The sequence below is a fragment of the Ideonella flava genome, assembly GCF_051857595.1.
GTDB lineage: Bacteria > Pseudomonadota > Gammaproteobacteria > Burkholderiales > Burkholderiaceae_C > Ideonella.
The window spans coordinates 448,472-470,895 of record NZ_JBPZHD010000005.1 but is presented as its reverse complement, the minus strand read 5'-3'; the positions used below and the strand labels follow the sequence as shown (position 1 = coordinate 470,895).

Below are 22,424 nucleotides of genomic sequence, written 5' to 3'. Positions count from 1 at the left end.
ACAAATCCATGAGTGAAGTCCTGAAGGCCATCAAGGGCATGAACGACATCCTGCCGGGCAGCATCCCGCGCAAGGACAAGCTGCCCGACTCCGCGCTGTGGCACTGGTTCGAGTCGACGGTGCGTTCGGTGCTCTCCCGCTATGGCTACCAGTACATCCTGACGCCCATCGTCGAGCCGACCGCGCTGTTCGTGCGCGGCCTCGGCGAGGTGACCGACATCGTCGAGAAGGAGATGTACTCCTGGCGCGACGAGATGAACGGCGACCACCTGACCCTTCGTCCCGAGGCCACTGCGGGCATCGTGCGGGCCATGGTCGAGCACAACGCGCTCTACAACGGCCCATTGCGCCTGTGGACGCTGGGTGCGATGTTCCGCCACGAACGCCCGCAGAAAGGGCGCTATCGCCAGTTCCATCAGCTCGATGTCGAGGCCCTGGGCTTCGCCGGTCCGGACGTGGATGCAGAACTGATCCTGATGGTGCGCCGGCTGTGGCGAGAGCTCGGCCTGGTCGAAGGCCAGCATGTTCGCCTGGAGCTGAACAGCCTCGGCCAGCCCGACGAACGGGCCGCCCATCGCGCCGCGCTGATCGCCTACTTCCAGGACCATGCGAGCCAGCTGGACGAGGAGGCGAAAAGACGCCTGCACACCAACCCGCTGCGCATCCTCGACACGAAGAATCCGGCCATGCAGGCCCTGGTCGAGGCTGCACCCCGGTTGATGGACTTCCTCGGGCCGCAGTCGCTGGCGCACTTCGGAGCGGTCCGCGCCATCCTCGACGCCGCTGGCCTGGAGTACCGAGTCAACGCGCGCCTGGTCCGGGGCATGGACTACTACAACCTGACGGTGTTCGAGTGGGTCACCGACCACCTCGGCTCCCAGGGCACGGTCTGCGGCGGCGGGCGCTATGACGGGCTGATCCAGCAGCTGGGAGGCAAGGGCGCCCCGGCGGTCGGATTCGGCCTGGGCATCGAGCGGCTGCTGCTGCTGATCCAGGAACTCGGCCTGCCCGTGCCGTCCGGCGCGCCCGACGCCTATGCCGTCGTCGCGGAACCGACGGCACTGGCCCAGGTGCTGCCGGTGCTCGAAGCGCTTCGCGCCGAGGGCGTTGCCGTGCAGATGCACGCCGGCGGCGGCAACATGAAGGCGCAATTCAAGAAGGCCGACGCGAGTGGCGCGCGCTTCGCGCTGGTCTTCGGCGGCGATGAGCTGGCGCGCGGCATGGTTGGCGTCAAAGCCTTGCGAGACGCAGGCACCGAGCAGGCCGAACGGCCGCTGGCCGACGCCTCGTCCTGGGCGCAGACGCTTCGCAGCAACGGGCGGGACGCATAATCTGCCCTTTCGCCTGGTGAGCGCCGTGCTCACCGGGCCCTCGACACCCACGGCCCGCGCCTCGCAGCGCAGCCCATCGGCTCATGGCAAGCAATCTCGATCTACAAGAACAGGAACAGCTCGACGAGCTCAAGGCGTTCTGGAAGCAATACGGCAACCTGATCACCTGGGGCTTGACGCTGGTGCTCGCGGCTTTCGCGGCGCTCAATGGCTGGAACTGGTGGCAGCGTGACCAGGGTGCCAAGGCCGGAGCCATGTTCGACGAGCTCGACCGGGCCGTGCAATCTGCCAACGCCGAGCAGGCCGGCCGCGTCTTCAACGACATGAAGGAGCGCTACTCGCGCACCGCCTACACCGCCCAGGCCGGCTTGCTGGCTGCGAAGCTTCAGGCCGACAAGGGCCAGGGCGACGCGGCTCAGGCCAGCCTGGCATGGGTGGCGGAACACGCCGCTGACGACGAATACAAGTCTCTGGCCCATCTTCGCCTGTCCACCCTGCTGCTGGACAAGAAGGCGTACGACGAAGCGCTGAAGGAGGTCGACCAGGTCAAGTCGCCCGAATTCGCCGCCCTGGCCGACGACCGCCGCGGCGACATCCTGATGGCCCAAGGCAAGAAGGACGAGGCTGTGAAAGCGTTCCAGGCGGCGTGGAAGGCGATGAACGAGCAGCTGGACTACCGTCGCGTGGTCGAGTCCAAGCTGACCAGCCTGGGCGCCGCGCCCGAGGCGGCTGCCAGCGGGGTCGCCCGATGATGGCCGGCGTGAAACGCGGCGCCTGCATTGCATGGGCCGCCACGATCGCAGTCGCGTCCCTGGTGGCTTGTTCCGCCGACAAACCCAAGCCGGCACCGTTGCCGACGATCGAATCGCCCATCGCAGGGCGACAAGTCTGGGAAGCCAGGGTCGGCGGCGTGAATTTCCCTCTGGCCGTGGCGGTGCTCAACGGCCGATTCCACTTGGCCGGCGACGACGGCACGGTCGTGGCGCTCGATGTCGCGACCGGCCGCGAGCTGTGGCGCGGCGAGGTGGGCGCCAAGCTCTCGGCGGGCGTCGGGTCCGACGGCCGCTATGCCGCCGTCGTCACCCGGGCGAACGAACTGGTGGTCCTGGACGGTGGCAACGTCGTCTGGCGGCAAAAGCTCGAATCTCCGGTCGTCACGGCACCGCTCGTCGCGGGTGAACGCGTGTTCGTCCTGGGCGTCGACCGCGTCGTCAACGCCTTCGACGTGCTGGATGGCCGGCGCCTGTGGACCCTCAAGCGTCCGGGCGATGCGCTGACCCTGTCGCAGGCCGGGATGCTGGCGCCTTACAAGGACACACTGTTGGTGGGCCAAGGCTCCCGCCTGGTCGGGCTGGACCCGCTGAAGGGCACGGTGCGCTGGGACACCGCGCTCACCACGCCGCGCGGCACCAACGAAGTCGAGCGACTGGCCGACCTGGTCGGGCCGCCGTCACGCACGGGCAGCGTGTTTTGCATGCGGTCCTTCCAGAATGCCGTCGGTTGCATCGACGCCGAGCGCGGCAGCCTCAAGTGGGTGCAGAACACCGGCGGCATCGAGCCGGTCGGAGGCAACGAGGAGTACGTCTTCTCGGCCGACAGCAGCGATCGCATCAGCGCCCGCAAGCGAGCCAGCGGGGAGCTGGCCTGGTCCACCGAGGTGCTGCTGAATCGCGGCCTGAGCGCACCGGCTGCGCTGGGCACGGCCGTCGTGTTCGGCGACCTCGACGGCCAGCTGCATTTCCTGTCCCAGGCCGAGGGCAAGCCGGTGCTGCGTCTGCCGACCGATGGCTCCCGGGTGGCCGCCGCCCCGGTGATCTCGGACAACACCCTTCTCATCGTCACCCGCAAAGGCGGCGTCTTCGCGTTCCGCCCCGAATAAGTGAAACCGGTCATTGCCCTGGTGGGCCGCCCGAACGTCGGCAAATCGACGCTGTTCAACCGGCTGACCAAGAGCCGGGATGCCATCGTGGCGGACTTCGCTGGCCTGACCCGCGATCGCCACTACGGCGATGGGCGGCTGGGCACCCGCGATTACATCGTCATAGACACCGGCGGCTTCGAACCCGACAGCACGACCGGCATCGTCAAGGAGATGGCTCGCCAGACCCGCCAGGCGGTGGCCGAGGCCGACGTGGTGGTCTTCGTGACCGACGTGCGCACGGGGCTGTCCGGCCAGGACCAGGACATCGCCCGCTACCTCCGTCAGGCCAACAAGCGGGTGCTGCTGGCGGTGAACAAGGCCGAGGGGATGTCCGAATCGCCCCTGCTGGCAGAGTTCCACGAACTTGGCATGGGCGAGCCGCACCCGGTGTCGGCAGCGCACGGCCAGGGCATCCGCAGCCTTCTCGAGGCGGCGCTGGCCGACTTTCCCGAGCCGGAGGAGGGCGAGGCGTTCGACGAGGTCGATGCCAATGCGCCAATTCGCCTGGCTGTGGCCGGCCGGCCCAACGTCGGCAAGTCGACCCTCATCAACACGTGGCTGGGTGAAGAACGGCTCATCGCCTTCGACATGCCCGGCACCACGCGCGATGCGATCCGGGTGCCCTTCGAGCGTGAAGGCCGCCGTTTTGAACTGATCGACACCGCTGGCCTGCGACGCAAGGGCAAGGTGTTCGAAGCCATCGAGAAGTTCTCGGTCGTCAAGACGCTTCAAGCCATCTCGGATGCCAACGTCGTCGTGCTGATGGTCGATGCCACCCAGGGGGTGAGCGACCAGGATGCGCACATCGCGGGCTACATCCTCGACTCCGGTCGTGCGGTGGTGATCGCCATCAACAAGTGGGATGCGATCGACAGCTATCAGCGCCAGATGCTGGAACGCTCCATCGAGCAGCGGCTGGCCTTCCTCAAGTTCGCGCCCATCGTCCACATCTCCGCGTTGAAGCGCCAGGGCCTCGGGCCCTTGTGGAAGGCCATCGCGGATTGCCATGCCTCGGCGACGAAGAAGCTTTCGACGCCCGTGCTGACGCGACTGCTGCACGAGGCCGTGGAGCACCAGGCGCCCAAGCGGGCGGGTGCCTTCCGGCCGAAGTTGCGCTATGCGCATCAGGGCGGGATGAATCCGCCGATCATCGTGATCCACGGCAACTCGCTCGAGCACGTGACCGACGCCTACAAGCGATACCTCGAGGGGCGCTTTCGCGAGCACTTCAAGCTCGTCGGAACACCAATGCGCATCGAGATGAAACTCTCTCGCAACCCTTTCGCCGAGGGAGATCGCTGACACGGCAACGCTTCTATCGAAGATGCTGTGTTAAGGTGCCGACTCCAACGAACTTCCAACACGGAGCATATCGTGAGCAACAAAGGGCAACTCCTACAAGACCCCTTCCTGAACCTGCTGCGCAAGGAGCACGTTCCGGTTTCGATCTACCTGGTCAACGGCATCAAGCTGCAGGGCCACATCGAGTCCTTCGACCAGTACGTTGTGCTGCTGCGCAACACCGTCACCCAGATGGTCTACAAGCACGCCATCTCCACTGTCGTCCCAGGCCGCGCGGTGAACTTCCACGCCGCTGAATCGGGCGAAAACGGCTGACCCGCCGCCTCCAAACTGTCGCTGCCGCAGGCGACTTGGCTTCACCGACCTTGAGCGCTGACCCCACCCGCCACGCGCCCGCTGACGACAGCAACGAGGCGGCGCGTGCGGTGTTGGTCGGCGTCGACCTGGGGCCTGGCTCCTCGTTCGATCCCACCCTCGACGAGCTCGCCCTGCTGGCCGAGTCGGCGGGGGACGAGCCGGTCGCTCGTGTCACCGCCAAGCGCAAGTCGCCGGATCCGGCCCTCTTCGTCGGTTCGGGCAAGGCCGATGAGATCAAGCTGCTGGTTCAGGCCCATCACGCCCACGGCGTGATCTTCGATCAGGCCCTGTCGCCGGCGCAGCAGCGCAATCTCGAGCGGCACCTGGGCGTTCCCGTGGCCGATCGCACCGCGCTCATCCTGGAAATTTTCGCGGCCCGCGCCCAGAGCCACGAGGGCAAGCTGCAGGTCGAACTCGCGCGGCTGCAGTACCTGTCCACCCGCCTGGTCAGGCGATGGAGCCACCTGGAGCGCCAGCGCGGCGGCGTCGGCCATCGCGGGGGCCCTGGTGAGGCGCAGATCGAGCTGGACCGCCGCATGATCGGCGACCGCATCAAGTCGGTGAAAGAGCGGTTGGAGCGCGTGAAGCGCCAGCGCAGCACCCAGCGCCGTGCCCGCGAGCGCTCGGGCACCTTCAAGGTCTCGCTGGTGGGCTACACCAACGCCGGCAAGTCGACGCTGTTCAACTCGATGGTGAAGGCGCGCACCTATGCGGCCGACCAGCTCTTCGCCACCCTCGACACGACCACACGGTCGCTGTACCTGGGCGAAGCAGGGCGCTCGGTCTCCCTTTCGGACACGGTCGGCTTCATACGCGACCTGCCCCACAAGCTGGTCGAGGCCTTTCGCGCGACATTGCAGGAGGCCGCCGATGCGGACCTGCTGCTGCACGTCATCGACGCCAGCAGTCCCGTCCTGCTGGAGCAGCAGCAGGAGGTCGAGCGCGTGCTCGAAGAGATCGGCGCCGAACACATCCCCCAGATCCTCGTGTACAACAAGCTCGACCAGATTGAGGTGGAGCAGCGTCCGCGCGTGCCCGACGACGAGATCGAGCGTGCCGCCGGTGTGCGAGTGCCACGGGTCTTCGTGAGCGCGCTGACGGGCGAGGGCCTGCCGCGGTTGCGTGAGTTGATTGCCGCTCACGCCGCGCCGGCCTTGAACTCCGAGCCGGACGCCTTCATCTTGCCTGACGGTAGCTCGGCTCCGCGCCACTGAAGCACCTCCTTCCACGAACAATCAAGCAAACCGGTCCACGGCATGAGCATGCGAACCCTCGAAACTGACGCTCCGGGCGCCGGCGCACGACTGCGCCACCTCGCGCGTGCCGCGCGCGCGCTGGTGATGGCCAACGGCCGCCACGACGGGCCGCCCGACCTCGACGAGCTCTGGCGCGATTTCAATCGCAAGCTGTCCAATCTGTTCGGCGGCAAAGGCGGTTCTTCGCCCCGCGGCAACGGCTCTGAAGATCCCGGCTTCCAGCCCGACATGAAGGGCGCGGGCATCGGCGTCGGCCTGATCGCCGGCCTGGTGGTGCTGATCTGGGCGGGCAGCGGCCTGTTCATCGTCCAGGAAGGCAACCAGGCGGTCGTGACCACCTTCGGCAAGTACAGCAACACCGTGTCAGCTGGCATGCAGTACAGGCTGCCTTATCCCTTCCAGGCCCACGAGACGGTGCCGGTCACCCAGTTGCGCTCGGTGGAAGTCGGTCGCAACACCGTGAGCCAGGCGACCGCGTTGCGCGACTCGTCGATGCTGACGCAGGATGAGAACATCGTCGACATCCGATTCATCGTCCAGTACGTGCTGAAGGACGCGCGGGCCTTCCTGTTCGAGAACCGCGACACCGACCAGGCGGTCGTCCAGGCCAGCGAATCGGCCGTGCGCGAGATCGTCGGCCGCAGCAAGGTCGACTCCGTCCTTTACGAGAGGCGCGATGCCATCGCGGCCGACCTGGTGCGTTCGATCCAGTCACAGCTCGATCGTCTCAACGCCGGCGTCACGATCAAGAACGTGAACCTGCAGAACGTCCAGGTGCCGGAGCAGGTGCAGGCGGCCTTCGACGATGCCGTCAAGGCCGGCGCCGACCGCGACCGTTTCAAGAACGAAGGTCAGGCGTATGCCAGCGACGTGATCCCCAAGGCGCAAGGCACTGCCGCGCGGCTGCGGGCCGAGGCGGAGGGCTACAGCTCCCGCGTGGTGGCCACAGCGGAAGGCGATGCCGAGCGCTTCAAGTCGATCTACGCCGAATACCAGAAAGCCCCCGCGGTGACGCGTGACCGGCTCTACATCGATGCCATGCGCGACGTCTATGCCAACGTGAGCAAGGTGATGGTGGACAGCCACGGCAACTCGAACCTGCTGTACCTGCCGTTGGACAAGCTCATGCAGCAGGCTGGATCACCGCCGGCCGCCGCCACTGCGGCGCCGGCGCCCGCAGCTCCGACGGACAGCTCAACCCTCGACCGTTCGCGCGACATCCGCAACCGCGACCGCGACAGCCGCTGATCCGCGGCGAAGACACGAGAACACGAGAACAACCATGAACCGATTCGCCGTCATTGTCGGCAGCGTGCTCGTCCTGCTGGTGCTGGCCGCCTCGACCCTGTTTGTCGTCGACCAGCGCCAGGTCGCCGTGGTCTACGCCCTGGGCGAGATCAAGGAGGTCGTCACCGAGCCCGGGCTGAAGATGAAGTTGCCGCCGCCGCTGCAGAACGTCGTGTTCCTGGATCGCCGCGTCCAGACGCTCGACAGCCCCGAGGCGCGACCGATCTTCACGGCCGAGAAGAAGACCCTGGCCGTCGACTGGCTCGTCAAGTGGCGGATCGCCGATTCGCGACAGTTCATCCGCAACAACGGGGTCGACCTGCGCAACCTGGAGAACCGCCTGAGCCCTGTGGTGCAGGCCGCGTTCAACGAGGAGGTCACGAAGCGCACCGTCGGTGCCGTGCTGGCCACGGAGCGCGAGAAGATCATGAGCGACGTGAAGGCACGGCTCACCGAGCCGGCCAAGTCCTTCGGTATCGAGGTCATCGACGTGCGCATCAAGCGGGTCGACTTCGTCGCCAGCATCACGGACTCCGTCTATCGCCGGATGCAGTCCGAGCGGCAGCAAGTGGCCAATGAGCTTCGGTCCACCGGCCAGGCCGATGGCGAGCGGATCCGCGCCGACGCTGATCGCCAACGCGAAGTCATCGTCGCCGAGGCCTATCGCGATGCCCAAAAGATCAAGGGCGAGGGCGATGCCAAGGCCTCGGCCCTGTACGCGTCGGCGTTCGGGCGCGATCCGCAATTCGCCCAGTTCTACCGCAGCCTCGATGCCTATCGGCAGAGCTTCCGCAACAAGAACGACGTGATGGTGGTCGACCCATCGTCGGATTTCTTCAAGGCCATGCGAGGCAGCGGCGCCGGCAGCGCGGCCCCGGCCAAGAAGTGAGTTGCCATGCCATCGGAGCCGGCCGCGCGTGTGGCCGCTCCCCAGCCGACCGGTATCCCCCCGGGGGTTCGGTCAATCCACTGAACGGGCGAGGGATCCACTGATGGGTGACCTGCTGCTCGGGGCCCTTGCGTTGATGCTGGTGTTCGAGGGGCTGCTGCCGTTTTTCAGCCCCCGCCGGTGGCGCGAGGTCTTCTTGCGCGCCACGCAGATGACGGACGGCCAGATTCGTTTCATCGGGCTGACCTGCATGCTCGTCGGCCTGGTGTTGCTCCTGCTCAACGGCTGAAGTCGACCCGGATTCGGGAAGGCCCCCCTGTACAATGCCGGTTTTAACCCCGGTGCCTTTTCATGTCCTCTGCTTGGCTGTTGCCAGAGCACATTGCTGACGTCCTGCCCGCAGAGGCCAGGCGCATCGAGGACCTGCGGCGCCAGTGGCTGGATCTGGCGCGCGGCTATGGTTTCGAGTTGGTCATGCCGCCGATGCTGGAGTATCTCGACTCCCTGCTTTCCGGTACGGGGCGCGAACTCGACCTGAAGACCTTCAAGCTGGTCGATCAACTGTCAGGGCGCACGCTCGGCTTGCGCGCCGACACCACGCCCCAGGTCGCGCGCATCGATGCGCATCTGCTGAACCGAGAGGGCGTGACGCGACTTTGCTACTGCGGGCCGGCGCTGCACACCAGGCCGACGGGCCTGCACACCACGCGCGAGTTGCTGCAGTTCGGTGCTGAGATCTTCGGCCATGCAGGGCTCGAGGCCGATCTGGAAGTGCAGGAGCTGGCGCTCGACGGCCTGGCGGCCATAGGCGCACGCGAGCTGGCGATCGATCTGGGCGACGCTCGTGTCGTTCGCGCGGTGCTGGCCGGTGTGGCAATGGATGCCGCGGCCCTGACCGATGTGGTGGCCGCCCTGACCGCCAAGGATGGCAGCGCGGTGCAGGCCCTGACCCGCCAATGCCCTGCAGAAACCCGGTCCGGCCTGGCAGCCTTGCTGGATCTGTACGGCGGCGACGAGGTGCTGGAGCAGGCGCGCCGCCGGCTGCCCGCACGGGCCCCCATCGCCGCGGCCCTGGACGACCTCGCCTGGCTGACAAGACATCTGCGCCAGTCGAATCCCGAGGTGAGGATCGGCTTCGATCTTTCCGACATGAGCGGATACGCCTACTACAGCGGCGTGCGTTTCGCGGTCTACGGCGCGGGCTCCATCAATGCGCTCGTCCGCGGTGGCCGCTATGACGAGGTGGGAGCGGTGTTCGGCCGCAACCGGCCGGCCGTCGGCTGCAGCCTCGACCTGAAGGCGCTGACCGCGGTGAGTCCGATCGCTCCTCCGCGGGCCGCCGTGCGAGCGCCCTGGGGCGAGGATGCGTCGCTGCGTGCCGCCGTGCGCCGCCTACGAGCGCAGGGTGAGACCGTGGTCTGCACCTTGCCAGGCCATGAGCACGAGACGCAAGAGTTCGATTGCGACCGGGAACTGGTCGCCGTCGAGGGCCAATGGGCGGTGCGAGCGCTCTGACGCGCTCGCCACCATCACGCCCCTCCGATCCACTGAACCCATGACATCGATGCAACAGAGCACTCCCACGGCCGTCGCGCGCGGCCGCAATGTCGTCGTCGTCGGCACCCAATGGGGTGACGAAGGCAAGGGCAAGGTCGTCGACTGGTTGACCGACCACGCCCAGGGCGTCGTGCGCTTCCAGGGTGGCCACAACGCGGGCCACACGCTGGTCATCAAGGGCGTCAAGACGGCGCTCCAGTTGATCCCTTCCGGCATCATGCGCGACGGTGTCGCGTGCTACATCGGCAACGGCGTGGTGGTCGATCCTTCGCACCTGCTGTCCGAGATCGAGCGGCTCGAGAAGATCGGGCTGGATGTGCGCTCTCGCCTGTACCTGAGTGAATCGTGCCCGCTGATCCTGCCGTTCCACGTCGAGGTGGACAAGGCCAGGGAGGCGCTTCGCGAGACCAGTGGCGCCGGCAAGATCGGCACGACCGGCAAGGGCATCGGCCCGGCGTATGAAGACAAGGTCGCCCGGCGCGCCTTGCGCGTGCAGGACCTGAAGCATCCGGAGCGATTTGCGGGCAAGTTGCGCGAGTTGCTGGAACTGCACAACTTCGCGCTCGGCGGCTACCTCAAGAGCACGCCAATGGAGTATCAGCCGATCTTCGATCAGGCGATGAAGATGGGCGAAGCCCTCAGGCCCATGCTGGCCGACGTGGGCTACCGCATCTACACGGCCAACCGCGAGGGTGCCAACCTGCTTTTCGAAGGGGCGCAAGGCACGCTCCTGGACATCGACCATGGCACCTACCCGTACGTGACGTCGAGCAACTGCGTGGCCGGCAACGCTGCGGCCGGTGCCGGGGTTGGGCCGGACATGCTCCATTACATCCTGGGCATCACGAAGGCGTACACGACTCGCGTGGGATCGGGGCCTTTCCCGACGGAGCTCCCGATCGACCAGGCGGGCACGGTGGGGCACCACCTCTCGACCATCGGACAGGAGCGCGGGACGGTCACCGGGCGCGCTCGCCGCTGCGGCTGGCTGGATGCGGCCGCGCTCAAGCGCTCGATCATCATCAACGGCATCTCGGGGCTTTGCATCACCAAGCTCGATGTGCTGGACGGCCTGCAGGAGATCAAGGTCTGCGTCGGCTACACGCTGGGGGGGCAGTCGCTGGACATCCTTCCGCTGGACGCCGACGACATCGCGGCCTGCCAGCCGGTCTACGAGACCTTCCCCGGCTGGGAAGGATCGACTGCCGGCTTGACGCAGTGGGACGAACTCCCGCTCAATGCACGCCGCTACCTGGAGCGCGTTCAAACCTTCATCGGCGCGCCGATCGACATGGTGTCGACTGGCCCGGACCGCGACCACACCATCCTGCTGCGCCACCCTTATCAGGCGTAGTGACGACGATACGGCGAAGAGAGACACGACGATGCTCACCGACGACGGCAAACACCTGTACGTCTCCTGGGACGAATACCACCTGCTGATCGAGCGCCTGGCGTTGAAGGTGCACAACTCCGGATGGCAGTTCGACCAGATCGTGTGCCTGGCCCGGGGCGGCATGCGGCCGGGCGACGTGTTGTCGAGGGTTTTCGACAAGCCCCTGGCCATCATGTCGACCAGTTCCTACCGCGCCGAAGGCGGCACGATCCAGGGCCGGCTGGACCTGGCCAAGTACATCACGATGCCCAAGGGCGAACTGGCGGGCCGCGTGCTGCTGGTCGACGACCTCGCGGATTCCGGCGTCACGCTCAAGGCGGTGGTGGAGCGGTTGCGTGGCTTGCCCTCGATCGCCGAACTGCGCTCGGCAGTGATCTGGACCAAGGCTGTCTCCAGCTACACGCCCGACTACTATGTCGAGATGCTGGCCACGAGTCCCTGGATTCACCAGCCGTTCGAAGACTACGACAACCTTCGTCCCGAAGGTCTGGCGCGGAAGTTTTCCGTCTGAACCCGGCACCGCAAAAGAAGCTGGCCCCAGCGCGGGCCAAAAGAAAAAGGCCGGTACTTGCGTGCCGGCCTTTCATGGAATCGAAGAAATCTTCTTCTTGTTCTTCAGTTCTTGTTGCTCTTGATTGTCTGGTGCCCAGGAGAGGACTCGAACCTCCACGGAGTTACCCGCTAGTACCTGAAACTAGTGCGTCTACCAATTCCGCCACCTGGGCATTTCAGGATTTGATTCGTTGTGCTGAGCTGATTCACAATCAGCGCTGCAACGAAAGATAGGACTATACCATCAAAACAAAAACGAATGCAAGCACGCCCGTGTTGGGCGGTGCACTCATGAGCGAAGTCGAGGGCACTGTCCTTGGCCATCGCGACGGCCACGGCTTCGTCGAACGCGACGACGGCGAGCCGGACATCTACCTCTCACCCCAGGAGATGCGCGCGGTGCTGCACCGCGATCGCCTGCGCGTGCGAATCGTCCGTTACGACCGCAAGGGCCGGCCCGAAGGGCGCGTGGTCGAGATCCTCGAGCGGCGCAAATCCCCGATCATCGGGCGCCTGTTGCACGAGAACGGCATGTGGCTGGTGGCGCCCGAGGACAGGCGGTATGGGCAGGACATCCTGATCCCGAAGAACGCCACGGCGAGCGCCGCGGCCGGGCAGGTGGTGGCGATCGAACTGACGGAGCCACCGTCGATGTACTCGCAGCCCGTCGGCCGGGTGACCGAGGTGCTGGGCCAGATCGACGATCCGGGCATGGAGATCGAGATCGCGGTGCGCAAGTACGAAGTGCCGCACCGCTTCTCGTCCGAGACGCTCGTGCAGGCCGCGGCCTTGCCGGACAAGGTTCGCGCCGTCGACCTGAAGCACCGCATCGATCTCACCGATGTGCCTCTGGTGACCATCGACGGCGAGGATGCGCGTGATTTCGATGATGCGGTCTACTGCGAGCCGCACAAGAGCGGCCGCGGGAAGTCCGCATTCAACGGATGGCGCCTGCTGGTCGCGATCGCCGACGTCAGCCACTACGTCAAGCCTGGCGAGCCGCTCGACGAGGACGCTTACGAGCGCGCTACGTCGGTGTACTTCCCTCGTCGCGTCATCCCGATGCTGCCGGAGAAGCTGTCCAACGGCCTGTGTTCCCTGAACCCCGAAGTGCAGCGCCTGTCGATGGTGTGCGACATGCTGATCCGCGAGGACGGCGAGCTGTGCGGCTACCAGTTCTATCCGGCGGTGATCTGCTCCCATGCGCGACTGACCTATACCGAGGTCGCGGCCGCCCTGGCGAACACGCGGGGGCCGGAGGCCGCGAAGCGCAGGGCGCTCATGCCGCAGCTGCTCCACCTGCACGAGGTCTATCGCGCGCTGTTGAAGGCGCGCACCCGGCGCGGTGCGATCGACTTCGAGACCACCGAGACGCAGATCGTGTGCGACGAGAACGGACGCATCGAGAAGATCGTGCCGCGCGTGCGCACCGACGCCCACCGGTTGATCGAGGAGGCGATGCTGGCGGCCAACGTGTGCGCGGCCGAGTTCATCGCCGGCGCGGAACACCCCTCGCTGTATCGAGTGCATGAGGGCCCGACCCCCGAGAAGCGCGTCACCCTGCAGGAGTACCTGAAGACCCTGGGCATCGGCCTGACCATCGGTGACACGCCGGCGCCTTCCGAGTTCCAGGCCATCGCCGAGGCGACCAAGGATCGTCCGGACGCGGCCCAGATCCACATGATGCTGCTGCGCTCCATGCAGCAGGCCATCTACACGCCGGTCAACAGCGGGCACTTCGGCCTCGCCTACGCCGCCTACACGCACTTCACGAGCCCGATCCGACGCTACCCGGACCTGCTGGTGCATCGCGTGATCAAGGCGATCCTTTCAAAGAAGCGCTACCACCTGGCCAGCGGAGAGCTGGCGTCGGATGCCGGCTCGCGTGCAGTCAAGCTGCACAAGGCGGGCAAGGGGGCCAAGCCGCACATCAGCGAGCCGGAGCACTGGGAGGCCGCGGGCATCCACTGCAGCGCCAACGAGCGGCGCGCCGACGAGGCCTCGCGTGATGTGGAGGCATGGCTGAAGTGCCGCTACATGCGCGAGCATCTGGGCGAGGAGTTCGCCGGCACCGTGAGTGCGGTGACGAGCTTCGGGCTGTTCGTGACGCTGGATGCCCTCTACGTCGACGGTCTCGTTCACATCACAGAGCTGGGCGGCGAGTACTACCGCTTCGACGAGGTGCGACAGGAGCTTCGTGGCGAGCGCACCGGCATCCGCTACGCCATTGGTGCGCGGGTCAGGGTGCAGGTTAGCCGGGTGGATCTCGACGGGCGCCGCATCGACTTCCGCATGGTGCACGAGGGGGAGGCAGACCGGCTGCTCGCACGCGGCCGGACGTCGCCACGCGCCGAGACCGGGAAGGCGACAGAAGTGCTCGCCGGAGTCGAGGCGACCGATCGCGCGCACAAGCGGGCGGCCAAGGCTGCCAAGACGAGCAAGGGCGCCAAGAGCGGAGCCAAGGCCAAGCGACCCGCCGGTTCCACCTCGGCGCGAAGCAATAGCACCCGCGGCAAGGCCGATGGAAAGTCCGCCGGGCGCACCGCCGACTCCGGCGGCGCCATGGCCGCCCCCCGGCGTACCAAGCGCTGAGCGGTTGCGTTCAGCGGCCCAGCTTGTCGGCGGCTCGTGCCATGGCGTCCACGAGCTGGCCGGCAGGCAGCGGCAAGCCCGCGTCCAGGTCATGCACTGCCCACCCGTGCAGCCAGGCGCTACCCACAGCCACCAGCCCGGCGGTGTCGAGTTCGTACCCGACATGTCCGCTCCAGCAGCCTCCGATCCAGCCGGCCAGCACATCGCCAGTGCCGGCCGTGGCGAGCCGAGCGTTGCCGGTCGAGTTGACGACCGTCGGGCGGCCAGGTGTCGTGATCACGCTGCCCGATCCTTTCAGAAGCACCACGGCAGCAAAGCGCTCCGACAACGTGCGGGCTGCGGCGAGCCGGTCTGACTGGACCTTCGCGGCGGTGCTGTCGAGCAACCGGGCGGCCTCGAGCGGATGCGGGGTCAGGATGGTCGGCTCGCCGCGACGCCCGCGCGCTTCCAGCAAGGTGGCCAGCGCGGTGTCGGTCGCGATCGCATTGAGCGCGTCGGCATCGAGCACGAGCCGACGGGCGCGGGCGAGCAACTCAGGGAGCACGTGGCGCACCGGCTCGCCGCCGCCACAGCCGCACACCACGGTCGCCTGGTCCGCAAGGTGCGCGGCATGCGCCGCTGCCCACGGGCGCTGCATGATCTCCGGCGCCGCGGGGGAGGGCGCCGGGTCTGACAGCGGCGTCAGGTAGACGCGACCGGCGCCGGCACGAAGACTGGCACTGGCTGCGAGGTGAACGGCGCCGCTCATCCCGGGTGCGCCGCCCACGACCCAGGTGTCACCAAAGCGGCCCTTGTGGGATGCGTGGCCGGCTTCGAGGCGAGGTGCGTGGGCCGAGCGTGCGTCCTCGCCTCCGCTCAGCCGTGCGGTCGGCACGCGGTTGCTGAGATCGATGCCCAGGCTGTCCCACCAGACCTGACCCGCGGCGTCGCGACCTTCGGCCGTGAAGAGGCCCGGCTTGGGCGTCAGCAGGGCGAGAGTGGCGTCAGCCTCGACCACCGCATCGCCGAGACGACGGCCGGTGTCCGCCGACAAGCCGGTCGGGAGGTCGACGGCCAGCAGCGTGGCGCCACCGCGCCGAAGCCGGTTCAAGGCGGCGATCGTGGTCGCCATCTCGCCCTCGGCGGCCCGCTGCTGGCCCAGGCCCAACAGGGCGTCCATGCACAACTGGGGGAGGGGCGCTGTCTGCCCCGGCAGGCTCGACGGTGGGTGCAGCGTCAGGCCGACTGCCAAGGCGGCCTCTCGAGCCTGCGCGGCGTCTGCCGGGAGCCGCGCCGGGTCGCCTTGCCACGTCACGTGGACTTGCTTGCCCCATCGATGCAGGTGGCGCGCAGCGACCAGGCCGTCGCCGCCGTTGTTGCCCGGCCCCGCGGCTATCCAGATTCGTTCGGCGTGCGGCGCGAGCGCGAGCGCGAGCCGCGCCACCGCCATCCCGGCGGCTTCCATCAGGGCGTTGGGCGCGGTGGATGCCAGGGCTGCGCGCTCGATCTCTCGACTTTCTGCGCTGTCGAACAGCGGCACCGAATCGCGACCCGGAAGCAGCCTTTGAAGCGATGTCATCGACAGGCACGGCGTGGGCGGCCGCGGCAACAAGGGTGCCGTGAGCTTAGCCCAGTCGCGAAGGGGCGAGCGGGGCGGGATCGACGTCGGTCGAGCGTCCCGCGAGCTGATCGGACAGCAGCCTCGCGGTGGCGGGCGTCCACGCCCAGGCCTGCGTCGCATGACCGCAATGGAGCCAGACACCCGGCATGCCGCTGGGGCCGACCAAGGGCAAGCCGTCTGCCGTCGCCCATTGGCGCCCGACCCAGGGATGAGCCTTGGCGGTGCGGGCGGCGCCAGGGAAGCTTTCCTCCAGCGCCCCATACAGATCGGCCAACGCGGCAGACCCGTTGCGTGGCGGAGGAGGCCCCAGGCGTGCCGCGCCGGCCACGCGGATGCGCTCGCCCATCCGGGCAATGGTCACCCCTCGGGCCGGATCGAGCACCGCCCCCAGCGGCGCGAAACTCTCCCCCGCCTCATTGGGCTCGCGCAGCGGTGCCGTCACGGAGCACAGATGCGTCAGCTGGCCGGACTTGCGACCGATCTGACGACCCAGCAGCCGCGAGATCGCTTCTGCGCTGCAGATGACGGCGGCATCGAAGATCGGCTCCGCATCCGCCGGCACGGTGGTTGCGCCTGTGCCGCCCGACGAGCCCAGCGCGGTCTCGGTGAATTCATGGGACCGCGCCCACTGCAGCTCGACCCGCTCGCTGCCGGAGGCCGCCGGCCGGATGGCCGTGACCTCGAGCTGAAACTGAAAGAGGGCGCCGAGCTGCTGCGTGACCGTCTTCAACGCCTGGCCGAACTGGCGCCCGTTGGCTGTTTCGCCTTGCGGCCAGTGCAAGGCAGCATGCACCGGCCAGCGATGGTTCAGGCCGGGCTCCACGAGGCGGGCTTCTTCAGGGCCGAGCCACCGGACCGGCAGCGTCTTGCCCATCGGACTTTCCAGGAGGGCTTGCGCTCGCTTGGCGTGGCCTGCCGTGCGCAGCAATGCCAGCACTCCTCGGTGGTGCTCATACTCCAGCTGATGGGCGTCGACCGCGGCCATGCGGCGCTGCTGCGCCATGAGCGTCAGATCGGCCATGCACTGCAGGCGAGCCGCGCGACCAGGCTTGCGGCGCTCGCGCCAGCGGTTCAGGCGCCATCCCAGGGCCAGGCCCGGGGCCTTCACCAGGTCCATGCCCGCGTCGGCCTCGGCCCCGGGGTGGGCGATCCACAGACCGGCGGCAGCCACGCTCGCGGGCGCGAAGCTTCCTTCGGCGGCCACGCCGCCGCGCCGCTCGAAGACGGTGACCTCGTGGCCATCGCGGGCCAGTTCATAGGCGGTCGTGACGCCGGACATCCCGGCGCCGATCACGGCGATACGCATGCTTGAATCAGTGGTTGCCGGCCCGATGCACATCGGCCTGCTACAATCTTTGGGTTTTGCTGGTGCCGGTACTTCAATGACGGAGCCAGCAGAGCCGGGAGGCGCGGTGTGGCGTCAGGCCCGTCGATGACACATGTCTTCGGCTGTGGCCGGTGCGCTGAAAGCCCGTCTTCTGAAGTTCGCGAACCCGGCAATTCAAGGTGTCGCGGGCGGTGTTCCTGCTGTTGTGACCAACGGCAAGCACTGTCGCGATGTGTGCCGGGATTCTAGACCCAACCTTCGGAGTCCCCATGCCCGTTTCGATGCGTGAAATGCTGGAAGCCGGTGTCCATTTCGGACACCAGACCCGCTTCTGGAACCCCAAGATGGCCCCGTTCATTTACGGCCATCGCAACAAGATCCACATCATCAACCTCGAAAAGACGCTGCCCAAGTTCGAGGAAGCGATGAAGTTCGTGGGGAAGCTGTCCGCCAAGCGCGGCACGATTCTGATGGTGGGCACCAAGCGCCAGGCGCGCGAAGTCGTCGCGATGGAAGCCCAGCGCGCCGGCATGCCCTACGTCGACCAGCGCTGGCTGGGCGGCATGCTGACCAACTTCAAGACCGTCAAGGGTTCGCTGAAGAAGCTCAAGGACATGCAGGCGCAGAAGGATTCCGGCGCCGAGATGCGCATCAAGAAGGAAGCGCTGCTGTTCGACCGCGAGCTGGCCAAGCTCGAGAAGGACATCGGCGGCATCCAGGACATGAACGCGCTGCCCGACGCCCTGTTCGTGATCGACGTCGGCTTCCACAAGATCGCGGTGGCCGAGGCGCAGAAGCTCGGCATCCCGGTGATCGGCGTCGTCGACACCAACCATTCACCCGACGGCGTGGACTACGTCATCCCCGGCAACGATGACTCGGCCAAGGCCGTCGCGCTGTACGCCCGTGCCGTGGCGGATGCCGTGCTCGAAGGCCGGGCCAACGCAGCCACCGAGCTCGTCCAGGCCGTGGCGGCCGACGGCGACGAGTTCGTCGAAGTCAGCGACAACGCCTGACCCTGATCTCGGCGCGCCTGCAGCGCCTGCCGAACGAGGGGCTGTCACAGCCCCTTTTTCATACCTTTTGGCACCGGGCGAGACCCGGTGCTGCAGCAACGGAGAGATGAAGATGCCTGCAATTTCCGCCAGCATGGTTGCCGAACTGCGCGCCAAGACCGACGCGCCGATGATGGAGTGCAAGAAGGCGCTGACCGAGGCCGACGGCGACATGAGCCGCGCCGAAGAGATCCTGCGCGTCAAGCTGGGCAGCAAGGCCGGCAAGGCCGCCTCGCGCGTCACCGCCGAAGGCGTCGTTTCCGCGGCCGTCAACGGCAATACCGGCGCCCTGCTGGAGGTCAACTGCGAGACCGACTTCGTGTCCAAGAACGACTCGTTCCTGGCCTTCACCAAGTCTTGCGCCCAGCTGGTGGCCGAGAACAATCCGGCCGACGTCGCCGCGCTGTCTGCGCTGTCGCTGTCGCAGGACGGCTTCGGGCCGACGGTCGAGGACGTGCGCAAGGGCCTGATCGGCAAGATCGGCGAAAACCTGTCGATCCGCCGCTTCAAGCGCTATTCCGGCGGCGGCAAGCTCGCCAGCTACCTGCACGGCACCCGCATCGGCGTGATCGTCGAGTTCGACGGCGACGATGTGGCGGCCAAGGACGTGGCGATGCACGTGGCGGCGATGAAGCCCGCGGCGCTGTCGTCTGCGGAAGTGCCGGCCGAGCTCGTCGAGAAGGAGCGCAGGATCGCCACGGAGAAGGCCGCCGAGTCCGGCAAGCCGGCCGAGATCGTCGCCAAGATGGTCGAAGGCTCGGTCCAGAAGTACCTCAAGGAGGTCTCGCTGCTCGACCAGGTCTTCGTCAAGGCCACCGACGGCAAGCAGACCGTCGCCCAGATGCTGAAGGAGAAGGCCACCACGGTGAAGGCCTTCACTCTGTACGTGGTCGGCGAAGGCATCGAGAAGAAGACGGACGACTTCGCCGCCGAGGTGGCGGCCCAGGTCGCCGCGGCCAAGGGCCAGTAAGTCGCCCCTCGACGCCCCTGGCGGCGGCCCGGCCTCACCGGGTCGCCGCGTACACTTCAAAGCGGATTCACCAGCCCGCGAAACGACACTTGACCTATCTGGCGCCCAAGGAGAGCCCTGCATGCCGGCGTATCGACGCATCCTGCTGAAATTGTCCGGTGAGGCCCTGATGGGCGACGATGCCTACGGCATCAATCGGGCCACCATCGTGCGCATGGTGCGCGAGGTGCAGGAGATCACCCAGCTCGGCTGCGAGGTGGCGGTCGTGATCGGCGGCGGCAACATCTTCCGCGGCGTGGCCGGCGGTTCGGTCGGCATGGATCGGGCCACTGCCGACTACATGGGCATGCTGGCCACGGTGATGAACGCCCTGGCGCTGGCCGACACCATGCGCCAGGAGGGCATGACCGCCCGCGTCATGTCCGCCATCAGCATCGAGCAGGTCGTCGAGCCCTACGTGCGGCCGAAGGCCTTGCAATACCTCGAAGAGGGCAAGGTCGTCGTCTTTGCAGCGGGCACCGGCAATCCCTTCTTCACCACCGACACGGCCGCAGCATTGCGCGGCGCCGAGATCGGCGCCGAGCTGGTGCTCAAGGCCACCAAGGTGGACGGCGTGTACACGGCCGACCCCAAGAAGGACCCCGAGGCAACGCGCTACGCGAACATCAGCTTCGACGAGGCGATCGCCCGAAACCTGCAGGTGATGGACGCCACGGCGTTCGCGTTGTGTCGCGACCAGAAGCTGCCGATCAAGGTGTTCTCGATCTTCAAGCCAGGGGCGCTCAAGCGCGTCGTGCAGGGCGAGGACGAGGGCACGCTGGTGCATGTCTGAATCGGTTCAAGGAGCACCATCCATCATGACAATTGCCGACATCAAGAAGAACGCCGAGACCAAGATGGCCAAGTCGGTCGAGGCATTGAAGAGCGACCTGCACAAGGTGCGTACCGGCCGCGCCCACCCGGGCATCCTCGACCAGGTGCACGTGGACTATTACGGCTCCATGGTGCCCATCAGCCAGGTCGCCAACGTCAGTCTGCTGGACGCTCGCACCATCAGCGTGCAGCCCTGGGAAAAGGGCATGGGCCCGAAGATCGAGAAGGCGATCCGCGAGTCGGATCTCGGCCTGAACCCTTCCGCCCAGGGGGACCTGCTTCGTGTGCCGATGCCGGCGCTGACCGAAGAGCGCCGCAAGGAACTGACCAAGGTCGTGCGCCACGAGGGCGAGAACACCAAGGTCGCCGTGCGTAACCTGCGCCGGGACGCCAACGAGCATCTGAAGAAGCTGCTCAAGGACAAGGAAATCTCGGAAGACGACGAGCGTCGTGCGCAGGACGAGGTGCAGAAACTCACCGATCGCACCGTCGCGGAGATCGACAAGCTGGTGCAGGCCAAGGAAGCCGAAGTCCTCGCGGTCTGATGGCTGCGTCGACCGCTCCGACGACTCCGGCAGCCCGCGGCCCGGGCGTGCCCCGCCACGTGGCCATCGTGATGGACGGCAATGGCCGCTGGGCCAGGCGGCGCTTCATGCCCCGCGTGTTCGGCCACAAGTTCGGCATGGAGACGGTTGTTCGCGTGATCGACGACTGCGCGAGACGTGGCATCGAGTACCTCACCGTCTACGCCTTCTCGAGCGAGAACTGGAAGCGCCCCGATGAAGAAGTCTCGGGGCTGATGAACCTGGTCCTGGTCGGTGTCTCGAAGTACCTCACCCGGCTGGCCAAGGACGGCGTGCGCATCAAGGTGATGGGCGATCGGTCCGCCGTCTCGGAGAAGGTCCGCCAGGCGTGGAACGAAGCCGAGGAGCTGACGAAGAACAATCCCGGCCTGACCCTGACCGTCGCATTCAACTACGGCGGCCGGTGGGACATCGTGCAAGCCTGCAAGCGGGCGCTGGCCGAAGGGGTGCTAGCAGAAGAGCTGAGCGAGGAGGTGCTGAGCCGCCACATGGCGCTGGCGCACGCGCCGGATCCGGATCTCTTCATCCGCACGGGCGGAGAGGTCCGGGTCAGCAACTTCCTGCTCTGGCAACTGGCCTATTCCGAGATGTACTTCACCGAATGCCTCTGGCCGGACTTCGACGCGGCCGAACTCGACAAGGCGATCGCGGCCTATTCGGGTCGCGAGCGGCGCTTCGGTGCCGTCCTGGACAAGGCCGCCGACAAGGCGCCAGCCTGAACGATCGATGCTGCTGCAACGCGTGATCACTGCGTTGGTCCTGGTGGCGCTGCTTCTGCCTGCGCTGCTGGTCGACAACCTGCTGCCCTTTGCCGCCTTGACGCTCGTCATGCTCGGAGCCGCCGGGTGGGAGTGGGGCCGTCTGAACGGGCTGGCGGGTCCTGGCGCCTGGGCCATGGGCGCAGCCGTCGCGCTGACCTGCGCAGCCGCCTGGTGGGCCGGTTGGGCGACCACGGCGCCGTCCGTGGTCTGGTGGCTGGCGGTGACTTGCTGGATCGTCGGTGGCGGGTGGGCACTGCGCAACGGCCCGGCGGCGTGGCCGCAGTTGCCGCGTGCCGTGCGCCTCGTCCTGGGTTGGCTCATCCTGTCCATCGGTTGGCTGGCGCTCGCGGCCGCCAAGCAGCGGGGCCTGGGCTTCATCCTTTCAGCTCTTTGCATCGTCTGGGCTGCAGACATTTCCGCCTACTTCGGCGGGCGCACCTTCGGCCGGCGCAAGCTGGCGCCATCCATCAGCCCCGGCAAGAGCTGGGAGGGCGTCTGGTCGGGTATGGTGGGCGCGGCGTTGCTGGCCTGGGGCTGGACAGCGCTGCAATCGGCCTGGCCCGCGATCGCGCCGAGCGTTTTCTCGGTGGTGGCGGACCGTCATGGTTGGATCGTGTTGCTCATGGGGCTCGCCGCGGTATGCGGGTTGAGCGTCATGGGCGACCTGCTCGAATCGCTCGCCAAGCGTGCGGTCGGCGCCAAGGATTCGAGTGGATTGCTGCCCGGGCACGGCGGCGTCCTGGACCGGATTGATGCGTTGCTGCCTGCGCTGCCCGCCGTCATGGCTCTCGCGGGCAGCTGAAGTGCCCGCATC

21 protein-coding genes and 1 tRNA gene are annotated in these 22,424 nt (G+C 67.1%); 19 read left to right on the top strand and 3 right to left on the bottom strand.

Annotated features, from left to right (window positions below):
- Window positions 1-8: 8 nt before the first annotated feature.
- The 12 genes from hisS (at window position 9) to ACS5PM_RS13655 (ending at window position 11,807) form a co-directional block, all read left to right on the top strand.
- The gene (hisS, locus tag ACS5PM_RS13710; RefSeq protein WP_439388180.1) at window positions 9-1,331 is read left to right on the top strand and encodes a histidine--tRNA ligase; all 1,323 of its coding nucleotides are present in this window, start codon (window positions 9-11) and stop codon (window positions 1,329-1,331) included.
- An 83-nt stretch (window positions 1,332-1,414) separates the two neighbouring features.
- A complete protein-coding gene (locus ACS5PM_RS13705) occupies window positions 1,415-2,083 on the top strand; it encodes a YfgM family protein (protein WP_439388179.1) in 669 nt (222 codons plus the stop codon).
- A complete protein-coding gene (bamB, locus tag ACS5PM_RS13700) occupies window positions 2,080-3,210 on the top strand; it encodes an outer membrane protein assembly factor BamB (protein WP_439388178.1) in 1,131 nt (376 codons plus the stop codon). Before ACS5PM_RS13705 ends, bamB begins: the two co-directional genes overlap by 4 nt.
- Window positions 3,211-4,554 (top strand): ribosome biogenesis GTPase Der, encoded by a 1,344-nt coding sequence (gene der / locus ACS5PM_RS13695; RefSeq protein WP_439388177.1) that lies wholly within the window; start codon window positions 3,211-3,213, stop codon window positions 4,552-4,554.
- 72 nt (window positions 4,555-4,626) lie between these two features.
- Window positions 4,627-4,869: an RNA chaperone Hfq gene (hfq, locus tag ACS5PM_RS13690; RefSeq protein ID WP_439388176.1), complete on the top strand. Its 243-nt coding sequence runs from the start codon at window positions 4,627-4,629 to the stop codon at window positions 4,867-4,869.
- 50 nt (window positions 4,870-4,919) lie between these two features.
- Complete coding sequence (hflX, locus tag ACS5PM_RS13685) at window positions 4,920-6,125, top strand: GTPase HflX (protein ID WP_439388175.1); 1,206 nt, start codon at window positions 4,920-4,922, stop codon at window positions 6,123-6,125.
- A 48-nt stretch (window positions 6,126-6,173) separates the two neighbouring features.
- Window positions 6,174-7,415, top strand: a complete 1,242-nt coding sequence (gene hflK / locus ACS5PM_RS13680) for an FtsH protease activity modulator HflK (RefSeq protein WP_439388222.1) — start codon at window positions 6,174-6,176, stop codon at window positions 7,413-7,415.
- Window positions 7,416-7,449: 34 nt separating this feature from the next.
- A complete protein-coding gene (hflC, locus tag ACS5PM_RS13675; RefSeq protein WP_439388174.1) occupies window positions 7,450-8,343 on the top strand; it encodes a protease modulator HflC in 894 nt (297 codons plus the stop codon).
- Between the two features lie 103 nt (window positions 8,344-8,446).
- Window positions 8,447-8,632 (top strand): DUF2065 domain-containing protein, encoded by a 186-nt coding sequence (locus tag ACS5PM_RS13670; RefSeq protein ID WP_439388173.1) that lies wholly within the window; start codon window positions 8,447-8,449, stop codon window positions 8,630-8,632.
- 62 nt (window positions 8,633-8,694) lie between these two features.
- Window positions 8,695-9,858 carry an ATP phosphoribosyltransferase regulatory subunit gene (locus ACS5PM_RS13665; protein WP_439388172.1) on the top strand — a complete coding sequence of 388 codons (1,164 nt, stop codon included), beginning with the start codon at window positions 8,695-8,697 and terminating at the stop codon, window positions 9,856-9,858.
- A gap of 49 nt (window positions 9,859-9,907) precedes the next feature.
- The gene (locus ACS5PM_RS13660) at window positions 9,908-11,254 is read left to right on the top strand and encodes an adenylosuccinate synthase (protein ID WP_439388171.1); all 1,347 of its coding nucleotides are present in this window, start codon (window positions 9,908-9,910) and stop codon (window positions 11,252-11,254) included.
- 31 nt (window positions 11,255-11,285) lie between these two features.
- Window positions 11,286-11,807 carry a phosphoribosyltransferase gene (locus ACS5PM_RS13655; RefSeq protein ID WP_439388170.1) on the top strand — a complete coding sequence of 174 codons (522 nt, stop codon included), beginning with the start codon at window positions 11,286-11,288 and terminating at the stop codon, window positions 11,805-11,807.
- Window positions 11,808-11,936: 129 nt separating this feature from the next.
- Here ACS5PM_RS13655 and ACS5PM_RS13650 read toward each other — a convergent pair.
- Window positions 11,937-12,021 (bottom strand) — tRNA-Leu (locus ACS5PM_RS13650).
- Between the two features lie 118 nt (window positions 12,022-12,139).
- Here ACS5PM_RS13650 and rnr point away from each other — a divergent pair.
- Window positions 12,140-14,440 carry a ribonuclease R gene (gene rnr / locus ACS5PM_RS13645; RefSeq protein ID WP_439388169.1) on the top strand — a complete coding sequence of 767 codons (2,301 nt, stop codon included), beginning with the start codon at window positions 12,140-12,142 and terminating at the stop codon, window positions 14,438-14,440.
- Window positions 14,441-14,450: 10 nt separating this feature from the next.
- Here rnr and ACS5PM_RS13640 read toward each other — a convergent pair whose 3' ends face one another.
- On the bottom strand, window positions 14,451-15,998 hold the full coding sequence (locus ACS5PM_RS13640; RefSeq protein WP_439388168.1) for an NAD(P)H-hydrate dehydratase: 1,548 nt from the start codon (window positions 15,996-15,998) through the stop codon (window positions 14,451-14,453).
- A gap of 46 nt (window positions 15,999-16,044) precedes the next feature.
- Entirely contained in the window at window positions 16,045-17,346 is a 1,302-nt protein-coding gene (locus ACS5PM_RS13635; RefSeq protein WP_439388167.1) for an NAD(P)/FAD-dependent oxidoreductase, read from the bottom strand.
- A 290-nt stretch (window positions 17,347-17,636) separates the two neighbouring features.
- Here ACS5PM_RS13635 and rpsB point away from each other — a divergent pair, with 290 nt between their 5' ends.
- The 6 genes from rpsB to ACS5PM_RS13605 all read left to right on the top strand — a co-directional run bounded on the left by rpsB (window position 17,637) and on the right by ACS5PM_RS13605 (window position 22,412).
- A complete protein-coding gene (gene rpsB, locus ACS5PM_RS13630) occupies window positions 17,637-18,383 on the top strand; it encodes a 30S ribosomal protein S2 (RefSeq protein ID WP_439388166.1) in 747 nt (248 codons plus the stop codon).
- A gap of 112 nt (window positions 18,384-18,495) precedes the next feature.
- A complete protein-coding gene (tsf, locus tag ACS5PM_RS13625; RefSeq protein WP_439388165.1) occupies window positions 18,496-19,392 on the top strand; it encodes a translation elongation factor Ts in 897 nt (298 codons plus the stop codon).
- Window positions 19,393-19,513: 121 nt separating this feature from the next.
- Window positions 19,514-20,224: a UMP kinase gene (gene pyrH / locus ACS5PM_RS13620; protein ID WP_439388164.1), complete on the top strand. Its 711-nt coding sequence runs from the start codon at window positions 19,514-19,516 to the stop codon at window positions 20,222-20,224.
- A 25-nt stretch (window positions 20,225-20,249) separates the two neighbouring features.
- Window positions 20,250-20,810 carry a ribosome recycling factor gene (frr, locus tag ACS5PM_RS13615; protein ID WP_439388163.1) on the top strand — a complete coding sequence of 187 codons (561 nt, stop codon included), beginning with the start codon at window positions 20,250-20,252 and terminating at the stop codon, window positions 20,808-20,810.
- Window positions 20,810-21,568 carry a polyprenyl diphosphate synthase gene (gene uppS, locus ACS5PM_RS13610; protein WP_439388162.1) on the top strand — a complete coding sequence of 253 codons (759 nt, stop codon included), beginning with the start codon at window positions 20,810-20,812 and terminating at the stop codon, window positions 21,566-21,568. The genes frr and uppS overlap by 1 nt, the downstream gene beginning before the upstream one ends.
- Before the next feature lie 7 nt (window positions 21,569-21,575).
- Entirely contained in the window at window positions 21,576-22,412 is an 837-nt protein-coding gene (locus tag ACS5PM_RS13605; protein ID WP_439388161.1) for a phosphatidate cytidylyltransferase, read from the top strand.
- The last annotated feature ends 12 nt before the right edge of the window (window positions 22,413-22,424 follow it).